This is a genomic window from Pareuzebyella sediminis (assembly GCF_008367235.1).
In the GTDB taxonomy this organism is placed as follows: domain Bacteria; phylum Bacteroidota; class Bacteroidia; order Flavobacteriales; family Flavobacteriaceae; genus Pareuzebyella; species Pareuzebyella sediminis.
In genome coordinates this window covers 730,364-747,316 of record NZ_VTZS01000001.1, presented here as the reverse complement: position 1 = coordinate 747,316, position 16,953 = coordinate 730,364, and the positions used below count along the sequence as shown (strand labels likewise).

17 protein-coding genes are annotated in these 16,953 nt (G+C 41.1%); 8 read left to right on the top strand and 9 right to left on the bottom strand.

Going from position 1 to position 16,953, the window contains the following annotated elements; genetic code table 11:
• Nucleotides 1-19: 19 nt before the first annotated feature.
• The 6 genes from F2B13_RS02985 to F2B13_RS02960 all read right to left on the bottom strand — a co-directional run bounded on the left by F2B13_RS02985 (nucleotide 20) and on the right by F2B13_RS02960 (nucleotide 6,190).
• Entirely contained in the window at nucleotides 20-1,075 is a 1,056-nt protein-coding gene (locus F2B13_RS02985) for an NAD(P)-dependent alcohol dehydrogenase (RefSeq protein WP_149303121.1), read from the bottom strand.
• A 16-nt stretch (nucleotides 1,076-1,091) separates the two neighbouring features.
• On the bottom strand, nucleotides 1,092-1,511 hold the full coding sequence (locus tag F2B13_RS02980; RefSeq protein WP_149303119.1) for an OsmC family protein: 420 nt from the start codon (nucleotides 1,509-1,511) through the stop codon (nucleotides 1,092-1,094).
• A 57-nt stretch (nucleotides 1,512-1,568) separates the two neighbouring features.
• A complete protein-coding gene (locus F2B13_RS02975; protein ID WP_149303117.1) occupies nucleotides 1,569-2,678 on the bottom strand; it encodes an alkene reductase in 1,110 nt (369 codons plus the stop codon).
• Between the two features lie 217 nt (nucleotides 2,679-2,895).
• Nucleotides 2,896-3,687: a class I SAM-dependent methyltransferase gene (locus F2B13_RS02970; RefSeq protein WP_232625185.1), complete on the bottom strand. Its 792-nt coding sequence runs from the start codon at nucleotides 3,685-3,687 to the stop codon at nucleotides 2,896-2,898.
• A gap of 122 nt (nucleotides 3,688-3,809) precedes the next feature.
• Nucleotides 3,810-5,708, bottom strand: coding sequence for an adenylate/guanylate cyclase domain-containing protein (locus F2B13_RS02965; RefSeq protein WP_149303115.1), 1,899 nt, complete (start codon nucleotides 5,706-5,708; stop codon nucleotides 3,810-3,812).
• Between the two features lie 11 nt (nucleotides 5,709-5,719).
• Nucleotides 5,720-6,190, bottom strand: coding sequence for a hypothetical protein (locus F2B13_RS02960; RefSeq protein ID WP_149303113.1), 471 nt, complete (start codon nucleotides 6,188-6,190; stop codon nucleotides 5,720-5,722).
• 410 nt (nucleotides 6,191-6,600) lie between these two features.
• Here F2B13_RS02960 and F2B13_RS02955 point away from each other — a divergent pair, with 410 nt between their 5' ends.
• Entirely contained in the window at nucleotides 6,601-7,194 is a 594-nt protein-coding gene (locus F2B13_RS02955) for a Pycsar system effector family protein (RefSeq protein ID WP_232625184.1), read from the top strand.
• 83 nt (nucleotides 7,195-7,277) lie between these two features.
• On the opposite strand, the gene F2B13_RS02950 is transcribed toward F2B13_RS02955, so the two are convergent.
• Nucleotides 7,278-8,114, bottom strand: coding sequence for a 3-keto-disaccharide hydrolase (locus F2B13_RS02950; RefSeq protein WP_232625183.1), 837 nt, complete (start codon nucleotides 8,112-8,114; stop codon nucleotides 7,278-7,280).
• A 355-nt stretch (nucleotides 8,115-8,469) separates the two neighbouring features.
• Between F2B13_RS02950 and F2B13_RS02945 the strand changes: the two genes are divergently transcribed.
• Genes F2B13_RS02945 through F2B13_RS02930 form a run of 4 tightly spaced genes read left to right on the top strand, consistent with a single transcriptional unit; the run spans nucleotide 8,470 to nucleotide 11,934 of the window.
• Nucleotides 8,470-9,162, top strand: coding sequence for an orotidine 5'-phosphate decarboxylase / HUMPS family protein (locus F2B13_RS02945; protein WP_149303111.1), 693 nt, complete (start codon nucleotides 8,470-8,472; stop codon nucleotides 9,160-9,162).
• Between the two features lie 33 nt (nucleotides 9,163-9,195).
• A complete protein-coding gene (locus F2B13_RS02940; protein ID WP_149303109.1) occupies nucleotides 9,196-10,221 on the top strand; it encodes a zinc-binding dehydrogenase in 1,026 nt (341 codons plus the stop codon).
• Nucleotides 10,222-10,225: 4 nt separating this feature from the next.
• The gene (locus F2B13_RS02935) at nucleotides 10,226-11,026 is read left to right on the top strand and encodes an SDR family NAD(P)-dependent oxidoreductase (RefSeq protein WP_149303107.1); all 801 of its coding nucleotides are present in this window, start codon (nucleotides 10,226-10,228) and stop codon (nucleotides 11,024-11,026) included.
• A 14-nt stretch (nucleotides 11,027-11,040) separates the two neighbouring features.
• Nucleotides 11,041-11,934, top strand: coding sequence for a sugar phosphate isomerase/epimerase family protein (locus F2B13_RS02930; RefSeq protein WP_149303105.1), 894 nt, complete (start codon nucleotides 11,041-11,043; stop codon nucleotides 11,932-11,934).
• Between the two features lie 93 nt (nucleotides 11,935-12,027).
• On the opposite strand, the gene F2B13_RS02925 is transcribed toward F2B13_RS02930, so the two are convergent.
• Both F2B13_RS02925 and F2B13_RS02920 read right to left on the bottom strand, forming a co-directional pair.
• On the bottom strand, nucleotides 12,028-13,578 hold the full coding sequence (locus F2B13_RS02925) for a hypothetical protein (protein ID WP_149303103.1): 1,551 nt from the start codon (nucleotides 13,576-13,578) through the stop codon (nucleotides 12,028-12,030).
• A 328-nt stretch (nucleotides 13,579-13,906) separates the two neighbouring features.
• Nucleotides 13,907-14,461, bottom strand: a complete 555-nt coding sequence (locus F2B13_RS02920; protein ID WP_149303102.1) for a DUF4251 domain-containing protein — start codon at nucleotides 14,459-14,461, stop codon at nucleotides 13,907-13,909.
• A gap of 310 nt (nucleotides 14,462-14,771) precedes the next feature.
• On the opposite strand from F2B13_RS02920, the gene F2B13_RS02915 reads away from it, so the two are divergent.
• The 3 genes from F2B13_RS02915 (at nucleotide 14,772) to F2B13_RS02905 (ending at nucleotide 16,947) form a co-directional block, all read left to right on the top strand.
• Complete coding sequence (locus F2B13_RS02915) at nucleotides 14,772-15,449, top strand: DUF481 domain-containing protein (protein ID WP_198439798.1); 678 nt, start codon at nucleotides 14,772-14,774, stop codon at nucleotides 15,447-15,449.
• 128 nt (nucleotides 15,450-15,577) lie between these two features.
• Nucleotides 15,578-16,315 carry a phytanoyl-CoA dioxygenase family protein gene (locus tag F2B13_RS02910; protein ID WP_149303100.1) on the top strand — a complete coding sequence of 246 codons (738 nt, stop codon included), beginning with the start codon at nucleotides 15,578-15,580 and terminating at the stop codon, nucleotides 16,313-16,315.
• Nucleotides 16,316-16,353: 38 nt separating this feature from the next.
• Nucleotides 16,354-16,947 carry a pseudouridine synthase gene (locus F2B13_RS02905; RefSeq protein ID WP_149303098.1) on the top strand — a complete coding sequence of 198 codons (594 nt, stop codon included), beginning with the start codon at nucleotides 16,354-16,356 and terminating at the stop codon, nucleotides 16,945-16,947.
• The last annotated feature ends 6 nt before the right edge of the window (nucleotides 16,948-16,953 follow it).

Here is a 16,953-nt window from a genome sequence, read left to right as displayed (position 1 = left end):
TCGTTTTTTTGTGCTAGCATCAATTCTTTAAGGAGGCCATATCGATTACGAACCGATATTTTACATCGGCATTTACCACCCTTTCAAAGGCGCTGTTGGCCTCTTGCATATCGACCATTTCGATATCGGACACAATATTGTGTTCCCCGCAAAAATCCAACATCTCTTGCGTTTCTTTAATACCCCCTATTAAGGATCCGGCCACTCTTTTACGGCCCATAATCAGCCCTGCACCATTTACGGCTTCCAATGGTTCTACGGCACCCACCATGACCATAGTAGCATCTATTTTCAATAGATTGATGTAAGGGTTTATATCATGACCGACCGGAACGGTATTCAATATAAAGTCAAAAGTACCCGTATGAGACTTCATCGCATCCTCATCGGTGCTCAATAGCACTTCGTGGGCTCCTAGTCGTTTGGCATCCTCCGCTTTTGATGGTGAAGTGGTTATCATAACCACATAGGCTCCCAGGGCATTGGCAAACTTGATTCCCATGTGGCCAAGGCCACCGAGCCCCACTACTCCCACTTTATCACCTTTACCGACGTTCCAAGTGCTCAAGGGCGACCAAGTAGTAATACCGGCACAAAGTAGTGGTGCAGTTGCCTTGGCGTCAAGATTTTCCGGAACCTTTAGCACAAAATCCTGATTTACGGTCACGCCCGTTGAATACCCCCCATAAGTATGGCCTCCGAGATGCTTATCTTCACTGTTATAGGTGAAAGTCGCTCCATTTTCGCAAAATTGTTCCAAATCTTTTTTGCAAGAATCACATTCTTGACAAGAATCGACCATACAACCGACACCCACCAAATCACCCTCGGAGAATCGCGATACATTAGTACCGACATTGGTTACCTTACCGATGATTTCATGGCCGGGAATTACCGGATATACTGAGTTTTTCCAGTCATTGCGCACCTGATGGATATCACTGTGGCAAATACCACAATACAAAATTTCAATTTTCACGTCATCGGAACCAGGTTCCCGACGTTCAATCTGCATCGGTTCCAAATTGGCGTCTTTTGTTTTTGCGCCATACGCCTTATGTTGGGTCGTATTCATTTTCTTAATTTTAGGGTTAGGCCAAACTCACGTTTAGCTCGATATCCGTTTTTAGCAATTTTGAAATGGGGCATACCTCTTTTGCTTTTTGTGCTATTTCGGTAAACTTGTCCGTATCGATTTCTGGTACGTCTCCCTTAAGATCTAGAAGAATTTTGGTAACGCTGCCATCCTCAAAACTGACCGTGGCCCCTACATCGAGGGTATTGGGAGTGTAACCTTCTTCACCTAGCAAAAAGCTCAGCTGCATGGCAAAACATCCTGAATGGGCAGCACCGATCAACTCTTCTGGATTGGTACCCTTTTTACCATCCTCAAAACGGGTATGGAACGAATAAGGGGTGCTATCCAGCACTTGGCTTCCCGTTGTAAGGGAACCTTTTCCATCTTTGCCAGCTCCTTTCCACTGTGCAGATGCCTTTCTTGTAAATTTCATGGTATACTATTTTTATTTATTTCTAATTATGTTATGTGGAGTATTAAAGAAAAAATACTACGAATTTTGAGTCGTTGTGGCTTTTGGGTAGTCAGTATAGCCTTCTGGTCCTGGCGTATAAAATGTATCCTTGTCCCAATCGGCTACTTCAACGTGTGCTGCAAAGCGCTCTACCAAATCCGGATTTGATATATATAGCTTTGCGAAGGATACCAAATCGGCATTACCAGCTTCGATAATGGCATTGCCCGATTGTTGATCAAAACCTCCGTTAATCATAAGAGTACCTTTATATATCGGTCGAAAATGCTTAGCAATTTCCGTCACGGCAAAAGGCAAGTCCGATACATCGGTAAACGGTTCTGATAAGTGAATATAAGCCAAATCATGAGCATTCAGCTTTTCGATGATATATTCAAAGGTCGGAATCGTTTCTTCGTCCATGGTCGTTCCGAAAACCCCATTGAGCGAAGGATTGAACCGTGCCCCTATTTTATGGGAGGGAACGACCGTTTTGATCGCGTCCAGAACTTCAAAGAAAAAGCGGGTGCGATTTTCGATAGAACCTCCGTATTCGTCCGTTCTGACATTAGATGTTCTATTAAAAAACTGATGGAATAAATAACCGTTCGAAGAATGGATTTCCACCCCATCAAATCCTGCCTCCATGGCATTTTTTGCTGCTTTCTTAAAGTCGTCGATTGTTCTTTTGATATCGGCAGTGGTCATAGCCTTGGGAGTAACGGTATCTTTAAAACCGTCCGGTGTGTACGATTCTGCCTCTGGATTTATGGCAGACGGGGCCAAGGGAAGTTCCCCGTCATGAAAATCCGGATGCGACATGCGACCTACATGCCAAAGCTGTATGAATATTTTACCCTTTTCTTCATGTACTTTTTTGGTGACCGTTTTCCATCCTTCAATCTGAGCCTGGGTATGTATTCCTGGGGTATTGACATATCCAACGGCTTCCTCGGATACCTGGGAACCTTCGGTGATAATCAATCCAGCCGATGCCCGTTGAGCGTAGTAACGACCCTGTAGCTCCGCGGTTGGTTTTTTTTCTTCGTTGGCAGCCCTACTCCGAGTCATCGGTGCCATAACGACTCTATTTTTTAGATCTAACGCTTTGGAATGGTAGGATTGTAAAAGGGATTGTTCTTTCATTTATATCTTTTTATGGTATTATATGCTTTTCATTTTCATCAGTCAGTTCGACCAAAACGACATTTGCCGATCCTCACGAAGCTATGAAGAATTAAGACGTTTTACCAGTAATAATGATGATTGCGTCAACCTCAGTGGTAATATAGCGCGAATTAGGCACTACCTTGCCGCGTCTTGTGTAGATGTACTACGAGAAGTTCGTTTTCAGCCTAAATACTTATTGCTTGACAAAAACCATACAATGTTGCCAGGGCAGGTTTTCGATATTACGTTCGAGCCGCATACCCCCTGCCTGCATCTCCTTGACCGCTTGGGCTTCAGTCATTTTATGCAATTTTTTAATAGGAACAGAGGTGTCCTCGCCGCGGTACTCTACAAGAAAAAGCTTCCCGTTGGGTTTCAATGCCTTTTTAATCGAGCCCAGCATGGCAATAGGGTACATAAACTCATGATACACATCAACCATGAGCACTTTATCGACTGAGTTTTCGGGAAGGTTGATGCTTTTTTCCCCACCTTGTACCAAAGCTATATTTTCAAAACCCTCTTTTTCATTTTTAGCATCTAGTGCTTTCAACATTTCCTCTTGTATGTCAACGGCATAAATAAGGCCTTTTGATGCCAGAGGTGCCATTTTTAGTACGTGATAACCCGATCCAGCCCCAATATCGGCAACGGTGTCCTCGGGCCTGATGGACATATTTTCAAGAAGTACGGCAGTGCGTTCCTCCTGCTCACGCTCCGGACGCTCTAACCACCCTATGCCCTGATATCCCATAACATGGGCAATCTCACGACCCATATACCACTTACCAGTGCCATTCGGATCTCCCTTTCTATAGGAATAGGGCGAGTCCGTTTCTGCCGTCTGGCTCCAACATGACAGCGTCGAAAAGACCATAATGACACCAATGAATAGTCTTCGACCGTAGTGATGGACAAACGGAATAACCGATTTGCTCGTTAATGTTTTCCGCCCTGAAATCGGGGTCAATATCTTCTGAACCATGCTCTTCCTACATTTTTATTGGTAATTTACCAAAGTTTTTTTTGAAGCAAATAGGTTTCTCTTCATATTATCGAATCAAATCGTTGGAGTGATTAGAGATATTTACATCTTACGGAAAGGTACTATCCCACTTTTTTATCGGAATTTCGTTTGGAAACCTCATAGGTATCAGGGTGTTCAACGAAATACATTTTCATCATTCCTTTGTTGCGCACATATATTTCGCCCCGATGGGTACACTTAAACTCATGTTTGACCAGCTCATAGGTATCGGCGGATATATTTATGCGTCCCGGCTCGGAGGAAGACTCCATTCGGGAAGCTACATTAACACTATCGCCCCAAATGTCATAGGCGAATTTTTTGGTGCCCACTACCCCGGCGACTACGGGGCCGGAATTGATTCCTACCCTAATATCAAAGTTAGTCAGCTCTTGCGAATTTATTCTTTTTGAATGTTCGACAAAGTCTACGATTTCAAAAGCGGCACGAACCATTTTAACGGCATGATCATTCGATATAAAGGGTAAGCCTCCTGCGCACATATAGGCATCTCCTACGGTCTTGATTTTTTCAAGCCCATGCTTTTCCATAATTTCATCGAACTTAGAAAAATAATAGTCAACACTTTCAACGAGCTGTTCGGGAGAAAGATTTTCAGCGAAGGCCGTAAATCCCTTGAAATCGGTAAATAAGATAGTCACGGATTCGAACCTTTTGGCCTTTACCTTTCCGTTGGCCTTGAGTTCAACTGCGGTTTCTTCGGGTAGAATGTTCAACAAAAGCTTTTCGGAACGTTCCTTTTCCTTTTCTATTATCATTTTCGTGCTCCGTATAAAACGATAGCGCCGATAGAGACCGAAGGCCAGTAATGCAATCATCGCTAAGCCAACGGTCATAGCGATGGCAATAACTTGTTGCGTTTTTTTCTCTTGGTTCAGTAGATCGACCTCGACCTGTTTTTGGGCAATTTCAAAATCGGTGCGTAAATTGGCCATCTGCTGCACAGAGGCGATATTCCTGACGCTGTCTTTATAGCTGACATATTCTTTATAATGTGCAAGGGATTCGGCCGGATTATCCATTATATCATAAAGTTCCGATAACTTGAGGTTTGCGTCGCCAATCTGGTCTTTCAGCCCATACTGTTCTGCCAAGGCGAGACTTCTTTCGGCATAATGGAAGGCCGATGTGTAATCTTTCTTATTGGCATAGATATCGGACATATAAGTAAGATAAACGCAAATCGGATAGAAATCACCGAGTTCGCTCAATTTCTCGATGGCCTTACTTATGTTATTCTCGGCCTGAACAAAATTGCCTTTCTGCGCATAAGCCAAACCTACATTCCCTAAGTTATAAGCCAAACCGCTCGGGTTGTTCAAGGCTTTGAAAATAGCACCGGATTGTTCAAAAAGGAGCAATGCCGAGTCGGGTTTGGAAAAATTGAGGTTGTATTCGTCTCCTAGGTTCGCCAAAGTGGACGCATAGTTAAGCGAATCGTTCTCATCTTTCAGAATAGCGATTGCCTTTTTGTAATAAAGTACGGTATTCTTACGGTTTTCCATTACCGAATACACATCGGCAATAGTACTGTAGAGCAAACCGAGGTCTCGATTTCTTTTTTTTCTAATGGCAATATCAACCCCTTGAAAATAACTTTGCAATGCCTTGATAATATCGCCTTTTAATCGAAGTGCGTTGCCTTGTTGTTGCAGGGCGGCAATAATGTAGCCGACAGAATCACGAGCCCTTGCCAGATTCAACAATTTCTGACTATAGTGTAACGACCGGTCTGGATTAGGATGGTTAAAAGCAAGTTCTTGTAAGATTTGTAGTTCTTCCCCTTTCGGATAGCTTTGGGTAGTATAGATAAATTCGAGACTATCCGTAAGGTGTCTATTCTGTGCACTTAGCGGTGCTACCGTACCTCCGAAAATGACCAGAACTACGACAAGATATAGGGGTAGAAACGCTTCTGGTAGTATATTTCTAAATTGGAATTTCAAGTATGGTAACATTCTTATTCCTTCTATCGGCCTATCTTAATTTTAGGGTCAATGACATAAATATCCGAGTTCACACCAAAGGAAAGATTGTATTTGAATTCTTGTCCTCGCATATTACGCTTTACCTTTCCTTTAACCTTCTTTTTTCGCCCTCTATTCTTTTCACCCTCAAGTTTTTTACTGCCAAAAGGCCCAACTCCGCTTCCAGTGATAAACTCAATAGTTTCCACATCAAGTTCTTGCCCATCGGAGGCGAATGCTTCCCATATTATCTCATCATTTTCGGCTACTAAAATAGTGAAGCTCTCCGGTGAGGTATTGTCGATGACTTCGGCATCTGAACTGAAGGTACAAGCCTTTGACGGATTACCCCGGTTTAAAACATTTAAATCTACGTTTAAGGTAACTGTATAGGTCTCTTGCCCATAAGATAGACCAGTGAAAAATAAGATTAGGAGTAAAAAGTTAACGACGGATTGGTTCTTGGTTTTCATTGGTTTGATATTAGTATTAGTGTCTACGTTGATAAATCTGTCGATATAAAGGGAGATAGTAAAGGGATGGCAACCAGATATTTTAGGGGGATACTAGTGACATCGATTTAAAATTAGCTAAATAAAATCAAATAATCGACGAAGAGTATCAGCTTATCTAAAATGAAATTTAGATTGCCTAAACCTCTTTCAAAAGGTGTTGTATTATCCCCTAATAATGTAGGAATAACATTTAACTGGTAAGTTTCTAGTTCATTTTTGAAAAATTTCTTTGCAATGCCTTTGTTCGCTAAAGGCCTCTTCTGTTATTTTAGATATATTAGGGGCTACTAAAAGGAAATTGGAGAAATTACTAACTTACGATTCCCAAAATAGAATTTCCCCTTATAAAACACTTTAAACGAACGTTGATGGACCAGATTTCACAGGACGAAGCGCAGCACAAGAATGAAATCCATGATGGGCGTTCGGTATCCCGTGGACACGAGGAAGAATTGGTAGACCATTATTGGGGCAGTATGGCCCATGTTACCGCTTTAATACGATCTTCTGAAATTAAGGCAGGGCTAATTCTTTCATTTTATGGCATATTGTTCAATTTTATATATCAGAATAGTCAACTGATATTGGTTCATGCAAAAACCCAGACCTTCATTAATATACTCATCGTGTTTTGGCTGGTTGTGACCCTAACTTCTATTTTTTTTAGCATACGTTGCTTTATGCCTAGGATAGAGGGGAAATTCGAAAAAAACGTCTTTTTCTTCGGGGATGTTATTACCAAGTTCGGTGATATCAAAGAGTTTTCCAAGACTTTTTACCAAGTAAGTTTGAATCAGGAAGAGCTATTTCTGCAACTCGGGCAACAAATTTATATTATATCTAAGATAGCAGCCCTAAAATTTAAGTTTGTAAACCGATCGATTTTATTATTGACTGTTGGGTTGATTTTATTGGTTGCTATTGGATTGAGTGTTTTTATTTTGGACTTTTTTGATACTTAAATCTAATCTCGGATGGTACTGAGCGTAAATCAATGATTGAAAAATGAACCGCTTTAACCAATAATAGGGGTAAAATAAGAGGTTCAGTATTCCAGTAGTTCTATTTTCCGGAAATCAATAGGGTGACTGTTCGATTGAAATGAAACATAACCTCCGCTTACGGTACTATCTCCTTTAAGGATAAACATTTTCGCTATTTCATTTTGGGAGTCATAGGTGGGATTGGCATATCGAAGGATTTCTTCACCATTTACGTAATGGGTGATTTGCCCATTTTTTATATCAATTTCAGCAGTGACCCATTGGTCTCCATGAAAAGTTCTTGCTACGGCGGCAGGAACGCAAGTCGTCTGATTTTTTTTGCCATTGACTTCGACGAACATGCCATAAGCACATAGAGCACCTAAAGGTCTCTCATCGGTACCGTTACCCCCATGAAAATTATATTCCAAACAGATAGGAAATGGTTGATCCAGTTTTTGGGTCTCCGGGGGTTGACCATGAAATTGTATACCACTATCTCGGTAGCCCCATTCGGGAGCACCCGGGGCGGTCTCCCCTACAAAACGATACTCTACTTTTAACCGATAATTGCTTAACCTTTTATTGTAATACAAAGTGCCGAATCGACCTTTCAAATCAGGTCCATAGCCGTCATATCTAATGCTCAACAATCCATTCTGTACCCGAAAAGTGTTTCCGAAGTTTTCACCCAAGGGATATCCTTTGATTTTCCATGTCCACCCGGTAAGATCCTTACCGTTAAAAATAGGGACCCACTTATTTTTTGCAAGAATCTCTGTAGGTTGGGATTTTTTTTCTTTGGATCCCGATTTTCCGTCTTTGCATCCTGTACTCATAAACCACACTAAGAGAAGTATGATTCGAACATTGTTATTTTTAAATAGATTCACTGTCATACCGTTTTTGTTATTCCCGACTTTTAAGTTTGCCAAGAGTGGTGCTAAAACGAAACTAAAATCTTGGCTCTGAAATGTACGGTTTTTATAGTGTAAGTCATATTTCAGCCATTGAATAATCCAAAACTTGAGTATATTCAGGTCAAAGACATAGTTGGACCAAAGAAGCCAGTACCATCTAATATACTATGACCAGTCCGCTAAAATAGTTGTAAGGTTCGGTAATATTCTTGCATGCATTTGAAATTTTTATTTGTAGAATAGCGTCCTTATAATTTGAGACCTTAACTTTACAAGATACCATGTAAAATCAATAGGTTATTTTTATTTTAATTAGAAAATTTATACTTACTATATGAAACCAATTGTTCAGATTTCCCTTGACTTAACGAACATTGAGGAGGCACTTGAGACGGCGGCGATGGCACTTAGAGCAGGAGTAGATTGGCTTGAAGCCGGCACCCCGTTAATTTTAGCAGAAGGCTTACATGGGGTTCGACAGTTGCGCGAAGCCTTTCCTGGAATTCCGATAGTAGCCGATCTTAAAACGATGGATGGTGGTTATCTAGAGGCTGAGATGATGGCCAAGGCCGGGGCGACCCACGTCGTTGTTATGGCCAGGGCCCATGAGGAAACAATTAAAGTGGTCGTCGAAGCAGGTAAAGATCACGGTGTAAAAGTCATGGGCGATAACTTGGGTTGTCCAGATATGGTGGCAGGGGCAAAACGTCTCGAAGACTTGGGCTGTGATTATGTTATTCATCATATCGGCTATGACGAGCGCCGTGGAATTGCCGCTCAAGGCAAAGCCATGCCTAGTCCGTTAGATCAGTTACGCGAAGTGGTCGAGGCGGTTAAGGTACCGGTACAAGCCGTAGGTGGGCTTTCTCTGGAACAAGCTATTCAGTGTCCGGAATACGGTGCCCCCCTTGTGGTTTTGGGAGCACCTTTGACCATTGACGCAGATGCATTCAAAACGGCCGAAGGCGACCTTGAAAGCTCGCTGCGTCTTATCTGTGAGAAAATCCATGGATATGGCAATGTTTAATGACCCATTATCAAAGCGTAAATATCTAAATCGATGAAATCTAGTGCTGTTGTAAATTTTGCTCCTGAAAAAGGAAGCGTAGAAATTCGTGAAATTCTTGAACCTGAAATAGGTGAAAACGATGTGCTGTTAGAAGTTGCCAACGTTGGGGTATGTGGTAGTGACCTCCACCAATGGACAGCAGACCACAGTTGGCCCGTCAATTACCCCGTTGTATTGGGGCATGAATTTGGGGGGCATATTGTGAAATTGGGCAGTGAAGTAAAAAACTGGAAAGAAGGCGATCGTGTAGTAAGTGAAACGGCCGCTGTAATCGATGCCAATAATCCGCTTTCCCGACAAGGGCTCTACAACCTTGATCCTACCAGAAAAGGGTTTGGTTATGGCGTTAATGGAGCTATGACCCGATTTGTCCGTGTTCCGGCACGTTGTCTGCACCAGGTTCCCGATGGGCTTCCTTTTGAACAGGCATGCCTTACCGAACCCTGTTCCGTGGCCTATAATGCTACAGTTATCAATTCGAGCATTAAGCCTGGCGATCGAGTAATCGTCATAGGGCCTGGTACTATAGGGATTCTTTGTGCGGCAATGGCAAAATTATGCGGTGCCGAAGTGGCCATTGTAGGTTTGGAAACGGACCAAGAGAGGTTGAACATCGGAAATAGCTACGGTTGTACCCCGATTGTAGGAGATGCCACGGCTTGGAGTCAGGAATATGATGGGCTTGGGGTCGACTGTGTCATTGATGCGGCGGGGGTAAGTGCAACCTTGCAAATGGCGTTGAAATACGTACGTCCGAATGGACAGATTACAAAGGTAGGATGGGGACCAAAACCCTTGAATTTTTCTTTGGACCCCTTGGTTCAGAAAAATGTTAGATTACAGGGGAGTTTCAGCCATAATTGGCCCATTTGGGAGAAAGTGCTTCATCTTTTGGCCGCAGGCACCTTAGATGTCAAACCAATTATTGGGGGCGTATGGAAACTTGAGGACTGGCATACTGCCTTTGAGCAAATGCATTCTGGCAAGGTCGTAAAAAGTATTTTAAAACCTAATTGAACCAATGAGGTTAAAAGATAAAGTTGTTCTTATTACCGGAGGCTATACAGGAATAGGTAAGGCTATTGCCCAAACCTGCGTTAAAGAAGGTGCCAAGGTGGCCATTAATGGGCTTCGAGATGCATTAGGCGGAAAGCTAGTGGACGAATTGGGTACTGAAAATGCGGTGCATTTCACCAAGGATATCACCGAAAAGGATGCTGCTGCGGATATTATTGAACAAACACTATCGACCTTCGGTAAACTGGACGGTTTAGTAAATAATGCGGCATTGATTTCATCTTCGAACCTTCAAACGACATCCGTCGATTTTTTACAAAAAATGCTCGAGGTAAATACCATAGCTCCTTTCGCCCTTATACAGGCTGCACTACCCTATCTTGAAAAAAATCACGGTTGCGTCTTGAATATCGGTTCTATCAATGCGTGGTGTGGCGAACCGGATTTATTGGCTTATAGTATGTCAAAGGGGGCGCTCATGACAATGAGCAGAAACCTTGGAGATACCTTATTTCGCAACAATGGCGTTCGTGTCAACCAAATCAATCCAGGATGGGTATTGACCGAAAATGAGATAGAAAACAAGAGAAATCAAGGTATGAAAGACGATTGGTTTACCGAATTGCCCGATATCTTTGCTCCGGCACAACGTTTGTTCGCCCCAGAAGAAATCGCCACTGCTGCCGTGTATCTACTTTCAGACCAAAGCGGACCTGTAAGCGGTCAAGTACTGGAACTTGAACAATTTCCGATGATCGGCAGAAACCCACCAAAAGTATGGACCGACTCCCATAAAAATAATTAATCAAAAATAAGATCATGCCAAAATTAGCCGTTTTTCCAAAAGCTTTCATGCACGCCTTGTGCAAAGATGGGACTATGAAAGTTTCTGAGTGGATCGATCTTGCGGTTGAATTAAAGGTCGATGGACTGGAATGGTACTCAGGGTTTCTTGAGATGGAAGACCGTACCCATTGGTCAAAATTCAGGGAACAGGTAGAAAAACATGGAAAAACGATTCCTATGCTTTGCTGCTCTCCAGATTTCACGCATCCCGATCCGGTATTCCGTCAAAGAGAGATTGAAAAGCAAAAACATTGGATTGAAATGGCCCATGAACTAGGAGGTTCGTTTTGTAGGGTACTTTCTGGGCAACGTAGACCCGAACTTAGCATGGACGAAGGTGTTGAACTTGCCGCTACATGCATTAAAGCTTGTCTACCTTTTGCCCAAGACCTCGGTATTACGCTCATCTTGGAAAACCATTATAAAGACGATTTTTGGGAATACCCCGAGTTTGCCCAACAGATGGATGTCTTTTGCGCTTTGGTCGATCAAATCGATCATCCTAATTTCGGAGTGAATTACGATCCCAGTAATACCTTTCTAGCAGGCGAAGATCCGCTGGAACTACTATCTCGGGTGTCACATCGGGTAGTAACCATGCATGCCAGCGATCGCTATCTCATCAAGGGTACTATTGAAGATCTTCGCAATGAAGAAGGCGGATCGGTAGGTTATGCCAAGCGATTAAGCCATGGTGAAATTGGTAAAGGACTGAATGATTATGATGCCATTTTCAAGGAGTTAAAAAGAGTTGGTTTTGACGGATGGATTAGTATCGAAGATGGGGTTGATGGTATGGACCAATTGGAACGAAGTGTTGGGTTTCTAAGGAAAAAGCTGGTCGAATATTGGCCGGATTTTACATAAATATGCCTATTGATTAATTTTATAGGGCTTTGCCAAAATAATAGGCTGTGTTACTCCAGTGCTCCTCTCAGCTTAAAGACTGTATTTTTCTGTCTACAAAATGGCCTTGGCCATACCTTTTTCAATGTTTTTGGATACAAAATTGAAGAACGACTTTTGACGATCGCGTTCAACTTCTATTTCTACCGTCTTGTAAATGGTGTTCTTCTTTCTCGATTTATTATGGGCCACCACATTGGCGACCGTCGAGAGGAACTTTCTCTGCCGGTGCCTCTTCTTATTAATGATTCCAAAACGCAAGTTTTCGTAGTCAACCTTTAGATGGGTGTTCGCTTTGAAGTTATCCCCAGCTATATTAAAAAATAGCTTGTGAATTACCCCACTGACATCAACATTCAACGTGGGCTCTGTAAAACGATTGATTTCCCGAACATTGAATTGATCAAGTTCACCATTAAACTCGAACCTATCCGAAGTATCCGCCACATTAAAATTCCATTGGGCCGATAAAGGTGCAGAGCCCATGAATAAGGCGTTGATGGCGATTTCGGTATCCTCCTTGTAAGTATTACCTAAATTTATAATAGTCACGTTCATATGATTCAATTCAATAGCACCACCAGTATTGTCGTGTTCCGTTCTTTCGATATATACTAACTCAGCATCTTTTATTTCAAGCTGGTCAATGGCCATATCAATACCGGACTCCCTAAGGGTTTGGCTATACATAGGCTTTATGGAATATTCGTCGGCAACTAGTTTGTCCCTGTAGATCTTAATTTTAGGATTTCTAAAAATTACATTTTGGAGACCTAGTTTTAAGCGATTATCTTGTATGCTTTCCAAAGAAGTATTTTCCAAGACTAAGGAGTCTATTTCTATGTCATAAAAGTCTCTTTCCTGAGTCAAAATATTACTATACCTATGTGTCGAGTATTTATTACTATACTGAAAACCTTGCAATGTGGTTTTAACATGGTTGCCCCTGATTTTCGATACGGTCAGGTTTTCATAGGCACTCGCCTTAATGAAAATGGAATCTGTCTCAATAGAATAGTCCTTACAAATAAAGGGCAGTGAATTAGAAATGGTATTGCGGTCTACTAAAATGTCTTTTACATCAAGGTTAAAGTTCTTAAACGACAAGAGCAGCGAATCGCTAGTTCCATCGAATAGCTGAATATTGGTATTTTTTAAAACCAAATGACTGAGCTTAATGGACAAGTTAAGTTCGGTTCCAACTCCTGACTTTTGAACATCAACAGAATCCTTTTCTTCCATCGGAATCGGTATGCCATTTTGGTGCAATGTACCTGAAAGACTATGAAGTTCAATAGCATCAAGGTTTAGATTACCAAGAAACAACAACCTTAGATAGCCAATATTTCTAATTTTTAAAGTGTCAAGGGTCACTTTGCCCGAAATATTAGCCCCTAGGCTATCGTTGAGAACGGCTGTTGTATTCTTAACTAGGGCCGAACCGCTAACCATATGAAGCTCAATATCATCGTAAGAAAGTTCGATTCCCGTTACTTTCTGGTCATCCAAGAAACTAGTCAAGCGATATTCTAGCAGTGTGTTGAGTACAAAATAAAGAGCGACTATGGAAAGAACGGCAATGGAGACTATTTTTATGGTTCGCATTTTTAAATTTAAAAAAAAATCGAATCGTTCTCCGATATTTTTTCATTTTGTGGGTTACGAAGTATTCATGTAATATTACCTTCATTGCCACTTATACCGGTCGTAATACCTTACTCCTAGGTTATTCCAACTTTTAGTTAGATGTATTCTTGTATAAAGGCGTTAAAATGGTCTTTTTCTTGTTGCGTAAGGTATTATGACTGGTCTTTAATCAGATAATCGTCCGAGAGGAGAAGAAAACCTACTAGACCAATTCATCACTCTTTTTCCGATCAAAACATTATAAAAAGGGGTATCCCCCAAGGTTTTTAATATCCTTTGTATTTCTTTATTCACGTTCTACCTCCGATATTTTACCATTATAACGAATGGCAAAACGTTGATTACTGCTTATCGACATGGAGCCCGTCATATTGGGAAATAGCATAAGCCTTACATTGAACATTTCCATTTTGTTGCGTATTCTGAACTGTACGTCGTACCGTTGGTTCTTCTTATCAAATTTTGCCTCATAGCGCTCCGCATTTCCTTTAAAAGTGATACCGGAACCCTCTGTATTATAGCCCCCGCCCATTTGACGCTCTCCGAAGTAAGGGAGATCGGCGGACAAACTGTCACCTAATACCTTAACATAGTTACCATTGCCAGTTAGGTTCACTTGATTGGGAAGGCTTCCTGGCGGAAAAAAACCCGCATTGGCCAAACTGTTCATGCTATTGGTCATTAACGGTAGCGCTTGATTGGCATTGAATACATATGATTTCTGCGCAACCAGACTATCTAATTTATTTTTTTGAGCCATTGTGATTTTACCTTTTTGAGTGGCCCCGCAACTCCAGAGAAGGCTTACAAAAGTCAGTAGTATAAGACGTTCTAGTTTCATAATTTAAGATTTTGAGAGTCCTTTTAAGAATTATACAAGAATCACGCCAATGAGGTATGTCCATGTGCCTTCTTTGTCATACTTTACGCCTTAGGTTGGATCGAAGCCTCAACACCAGAAATGAACTAGCATTTTTAGAATATCTTACTTAAGAGGCTTAATCATACTTAAATCTTTATTTTTCATCTCGAAACAATAAATTTGCGGTCGCAAATAATTTATTATGAGATTTCATCAAAAAACCCTATTACTTTTTTTATTAGTGCCTTTTTTCACATATGCACAGCTTGTTAATATAGAATCGAAGCGCATGCAAACAGATTCTACCCGTTTTGCTTTAAAGGGTGATCTACTGACTAGCTATACCGATAATAATGGAAACTATATTTTTCAAATCGGATCGAACCTCACGACCCAATTAAAATCAAGAGATTTAAAGAAGATATTTTTTTTCATTGGAAATTACGATTTGATTCGTACCAATGATGAAGATTTTCAGAATTCATGGTTCTTTCATTTACGATACAACCATAAAATTTCTGATCTTTTACGTTTTGAAGCATTTCTACAAAATCAGAATAATCTGTTGTTGGCTATTACACGTAGAAATCTCGTAGGTTCCGGACTACGATTTAAGTTTATTTCTCGGGAAACTACCAAAGCCTACTTTGGTAATTCGTACATGTATGAAATAGAACATATTGGTGATACCCAAGAAAAGCTGTATAATCACAGAAATAGTAGTTATTTGTCCGTTAATCATTCTTTTCAAACCCCCAGATTGGATGTCACAGGCACCGTTTATTTTCAACCCCTATATCGTGATATAGGCAATCATCGCATTTTGGCACAATTAAAGGCAGAACTACCAATAAACAAAGTTTTAAGCTTTTCGGCCCTTTACAATTATTTTTATAGCAGTTTTTCACCAACAAGAAACAGTGATAGGTCTTCAAATGTGAGTTTTGGTCTGACCTTTTCAATGTAAGAGGCGTTTCCTCTAAACCTGAATTACAAGGTTCGGTCCCTTTTCAAACTATTTTACGCTATTCAAAATAAATTTTCTATTTGGTTTTAAAAGCTTTATTATTAATTTGGTTTGTTTGAATTCCGGATATGCTTACAAAAGATGAAATCACTAAACTGTACAAAGAGGGCTATCTTTGTTTGGGTCAACTTTTGACTAAGACCCAAGTTGAAGAAATTAACGATCGGATAACAGAGCTCCTTAAAATAGAAGGGGAGTCGGCCGGTTCTGAGCTAGCGGATTCTAAATATATTCGCCACCCAAAGGAGTATGGGGCCGACCGTCTGGCAGATTTGGTCAATAAAGGCGCCGTTTTCGATATTTTCTATACCCATCAGCGTGTGCTTGCCGGCATTGAGGCGGTTTTAGGTAAAGAGTACAAGCTATCTTCCTTAAACTATAGAGCAGCAAAACCCGGAAAAGGCCTGCAAAAATTACATGTAGATTATAAAAACTCGGTTGCAGGTGAGCGATTTAAAGTATGTAACTCCATTTGGTTGCTCGACGATTTTACAGATTATAATGGCGCTACCCGTATTGTTCCTGGCACGCATATGTCAAATAAACTTCCTGAAGAAGAAATGGATAACCCTACTCTTGCACATCCTGATGAGATTTTAATCAAGGCACCAGCCGGAACCGTCTTTATTTTCAACTCTCACGTATGGCACGGCGGGACGACGAATACCACTTCTAAAGATCGAAGAAGCATTCATAGTTATTTCTGCGCAAGTGATCAACCACAACAGGTCGATCAGAAACGATACATTACCGATGACACCCTACACCGAATCACTAGCAAAGCACGTGAGATTCTTGATGTGTAAAAGTTTCAAACATATCAAGAGGTTGAATTATTTTTTGAATGGCAGTACAAGAACACCACTTTATACTTTATAAACCTTTCGGCATATTAAGTCAATTCGGTTCGAATGATGCCAGACAGTTACGAACCAAACAATTTTTGGGTGCCCTATATGATTTTCCCGAGGGATGTATGCCAATAGGTCGGTTGGATGAAAAATCAGAAGGACTTTTATTGATTACTTCTGATGGGAAACTGAGTGATACTATAAATAGTTCTGGAATCGAAAAGGAATATTTTGCTCAGCTTGATGGAGAGATTACCGCAGAAGCCTTAACAAAATTGAGTGCCGGAGTTGAAATCGGGTTTGAAGGGTTAAAATATGTAACCAAACCCTGTATTGCAAAAAAGCTTCTAAAAATACCGTGCCTTCCGAAACCAGATCTAAGTATTCGTCTTGAACGGCATCGCCCCTCTTCGTGGATATCGATTACCATAACAGAAGGGAAGTTCCGTCAAGTACGTAAAATGACCGCTGCCGTAGGTTTTCCCACACTGCGATTAGTACGCGTAAGAATAGGGTCAATTACCCTTGGAAATTTAAGAAAGGGGCAAGTCAAGGCCTTACCATCTATCCAATCTATTACAAATTAGTCTTAT